This window comes from Flavobacterium bizetiae (genome assembly GCF_902804475.1).
In the GTDB taxonomy this organism is placed as follows: Bacteria; Bacteroidota; Bacteroidia; order Flavobacteriales; family Flavobacteriaceae; genus Flavobacterium; species Flavobacterium bizetiae.
The window spans coordinates 1-3,691 of sequence record NZ_CADCSU010000211.1 but is presented as its reverse complement, the minus strand read 5'-3'; the positions used below and the strand labels follow the sequence as shown (position 1 = coordinate 3,691).

Sequence of the window (3,691 nt, the reverse complement as noted above, 5' to 3'; positions counted from 1 at the left end):
TTATTAAAAACAGCCCTAAAGAAGCTGTAAACTAACGAATTAAAACTTAAAAATAAATTATTTAAATTGAGAAATAACGATAAAAACAATCGAAATCAGGGCCAAAAAGATTCCGATAAAATTAATTTTGGATAATTTTTCCTTGAAAAAAACCAGACCAACAATACTTCCTAAAACAATAACTCCCATATTCATTCCGGCAAAAACCGTCGAAGGATTTTCGGCGAAAGCCTTATGTGCTTTTAAGTAAAACAGAATATTTCCGAAATTAAAGATCCCTACCAAAGCTCCAAAAATAATGTTCTTCGATTCTAATTTTACGTTTTTAACCCCTATTTGATAAATAGCAATTAAAATTGCCATCGATAAAGCAATACAAAAAACGACAAATAAAGAAGTTGGATAAGGCAAAGTTGTATAAAGAGCCACTTGTTTAAAAAGAATATCAATTATTCCAAAACCAATTAACACGGCTGCCGGAAAAAACCATTTGTTCTGAGAGTTTTCAGATTGTTTTCTTAAGATGAATAAAAGAGCCAGAAAACCAATAACGATTCCGATAACTTTATAAGAATTAAATTCTTCCTTAAAAATAAGCCAGGCTGCTAAAATGGGTATAAACAAAGACAAACGTTGTGCTGCATCGGTTTTTACGATACCCATATGCTTTATCGAAGCCACAAGAGAAAGAAAAACAAAAGGCAATAAAACCCCAATTGCAATGTAAAGGCTCCAGGGTGCATTTCCGTCAACTTCAGCCAGATTTGGGCTGTATGAAAAATAACAAAGTGCTAAAGCTACCGCATAATTAAAAGCAACAATTTGAGTTGGATTACCATTGTATTTTCGGGTTATCTTGAAAATAACTCCAACAATCACGCTGCACAAAATGCTTAAAACAAGAAACAACATAGGTTTAAATTTTGAGCACAAAAATAGTACTTAAACTCCTTTGATTTTATTTTTCACCTCTTTTATTCCTGCTTTTTTAATTTCTATCTGCGTAATTTTTCCTTTTTTATTTTTAATAAATTCTAAAGTTGTATTGTGATTGTCTGAGCGGAAAAACTTTGTCTGAGATTCCGGCAACAATTCAATATTATAATCTGTATAATACAACTTATTATCCTTTTTCAGGATTTTGATATTTTCATAATCACCAACATATTGATCATAAATTTTAGGATCTATGGCCAACTGAATGTGTTTATAGGGAAGCTCTACTTCTTTCCCGAAACATATTCCGGCAAGACCATAAGCGATATAATACGATTTAGATTGATTGTTAGACAAAATTGTAATCAAAATTTTATCATCAGTAAATTTATTAAACGAAGTCATAGCCCCCATAAAACCTCCATCATGCGCAATAAGCTGGTGATTTTGATTATAAAAAGGATTGATAATTACTCCAAAACCAAAGTTTTCTTCATTATACGAGGTAAACATCTTTTTCTTATACTCTTCTGATAATAAAGTTTGACTTTCGAAAAGCGCTTTATTCCATAAATCTAAATCTTCAACGGTCGAATATACCCCATCATGCCCCACATTAAAATTCCAGTTGATGTATGGATTTTTTACTAATTTATCATTGTCAAAGTAATAACGCTGTGTCATCTTGTCGACTATTGCATCATTACTCGAAACACCAGAATTGTACATTTTTGCCTTATCTAATACATTTTGCTTTAAATATGCTGAATACGATTGTCCCGATACTTTCTCGATCACGCGCGCCAATAAATAATACCCAATGTTACTGTACGCTGTACTGGTTCCGGGTTCAAACAACAAAGGCTTTTTTGCCAGATAGGTATAAACAGAATCTTTATCGAGATCTGTTTTTGTTAAATACAGTTCATCAAAATCCATATTAAGACCTGAATTGTGTGTTAACATCATTTTTAAAGTAATCTTATCTCCTTTAGGAAAACCTGCAAAATACTTACTAAGAGGATCTTCTAAAGAAAGTATCTTATTTTCCGCCAATTGCAAAATGGCAACAGCAGTAAATTGCTTTGAAACCGAGGCCAAACTAAATTTCGAATCTATGACATTTTTTACCTTCCATTCATAATCAGCAAAACCATATGCTTTTTTAAATAGTACCGAATCATTTTTAGAAACCAAAACGGTACCACTAAAATCATTAATAGCAAATTGAGCATCCATGTATTGTTCTAATTTTGTACTAATGTCTTTTTGCGAATATCCAAAAGTAAATACCAACAATACAATTAAGGTTAATCCTGACTTCATGCTTATTATTTTTTACAATTAATGATGATTTTATTGAGTGTCTTGTCAAGCAATGCAATTTCTTCTAATGATAAACCGTCCAGCGCAGTTTGTCTGTTTTTTTTAATAACCGGCTGTATTAATTCGAGTGTTTTAAGTCCTTTATCGGTAACTTCAAGATTAAATTTTCTACGATCTTCGTGATGAATAGTTCGGTTTAAATATTCTTTTTTAACCATCAATTCGATCATTCTGGTGATCGATGCGTTATCTTTAAAAACAAGACTCGCCAATTCATTTTGAGCAATATCCTTATTATCGTGAAGTATAATTAATATCAAACACTGATCTACGGTGATATCTTTTACAACTTTGCTAATATTTTTTTGTGCCAGTTTTCGATATTCCTTTATTGCTTTTTCTATTGAATACAAAGCAGTTCCGGTTGGGTTTTCAAGTTTCATATCTTTTTGTTTGACGCAAATATAATTGATATATCAATATAAATTAAAAATAAATAGCCATTTTGTAAAAAAAAATCTTTGGGTAAACTAAAAATGAGAGTTTAACCGTAATCGATAACTATCGGGATTACGGTTAAACTCTCATTTTCTATATTCTATCCTCTATATTCTAAAAACTAATCACTTTTCAACCACCCTGTAATACTCATTCGTGTATTTTGAGTAACCAATACTTCATGAACCAGTTCATTACTCTTAAAGAAAACCGTCTTCCCCTGAGTAGGCGCTATTTTTTGATTGTTATTTTCCTGATGAATCATTAATTCTCCTCCGTCGCTTTCCTGCCAGTTACTATTAAGATAACTGATCATCGAATATTTCCGACTTGGATTATTTTTAAACTGATCTAAATGTTTCAGATAAAAATCTCCGGTTTCATATAGCGAATAATGAAATTCATACCCCGTGATTCCCGCATAACAACTTTGATTGAGATAAATAATAAAAGCATCGATTTGAGCAAAGAACTCATTTTCGAATACATTATTATGCTTTTTATCTAACCAGTAAATAGAATCGCTTCTAATCGCTCCATCGTAAGAGAGTTTCTCAGAATTGCCTATTCCGGCGGTTTGCAACAAACTTTGCTGATTTAAATCAAGTAAATTCTGCTTGAGATGATTCGCTAATTCAGGACTTAAAAAATGCTCCGATATTCCTACTTTGTTCTCAATATAACTCGCAATCAAATCTTCGAAACCATTTTCCATTTTTGTTTTGGGAAAAACTGCAAATACAGCCAACGAAGCAAGGTAGATGAAATAAAAATGGTAATGCGTTTATTTCTAATAAATAAAAAATAACGATACCGAATCTTTGTCAAAGTTTGAAACTTTGATAAAGATAGTGACGCATAAAAACAAGAAACCCGACAGGTTTTAAAAACCTGTCGGGTTGAATGCCTACAGCGCAAGACTAATTAATAA

General features: G+C 31.6%; 4 protein-coding genes. All 4 read right to left on the bottom strand.

Going from position 1 to position 3,691, the window contains the following annotated elements; all coding sequences use genetic code 11:
• Window positions 1-57: 57 nt before the first annotated feature.
• The 4 genes from FLACOL7796_RS23885 to FLACOL7796_RS23870 all read right to left on the bottom strand — a co-directional run bounded on the left by FLACOL7796_RS23885 (window position 58) and on the right by FLACOL7796_RS23870 (window position 3,475).
• Entirely contained in the window at window positions 58-912 is an 855-nt protein-coding gene (locus FLACOL7796_RS23885; RefSeq protein ID WP_173973267.1) for a DMT family transporter, read from the bottom strand.
• A gap of 30 nt (window positions 913-942) precedes the next feature.
• Window positions 943-2,262, bottom strand: a complete 1,320-nt coding sequence (locus FLACOL7796_RS23880) for a serine hydrolase (protein WP_173973266.1) — start codon at window positions 2,260-2,262, stop codon at window positions 943-945.
• 5 nt (window positions 2,263-2,267) lie between these two features.
• On the bottom strand, window positions 2,268-2,705 hold the full coding sequence (locus tag FLACOL7796_RS23875) for a MarR family winged helix-turn-helix transcriptional regulator (protein ID WP_173973265.1): 438 nt from the start codon (window positions 2,703-2,705) through the stop codon (window positions 2,268-2,270).
• A 176-nt stretch (window positions 2,706-2,881) separates the two neighbouring features.
• The gene (locus FLACOL7796_RS23870; RefSeq protein WP_173973264.1) at window positions 2,882-3,475 is read right to left on the bottom strand and encodes a 2OG-Fe(II) oxygenase; all 594 of its coding nucleotides are present in this window, start codon (window positions 3,473-3,475) and stop codon (window positions 2,882-2,884) included.
• Window positions 3,476-3,691 lie beyond the last annotated feature (216 nt).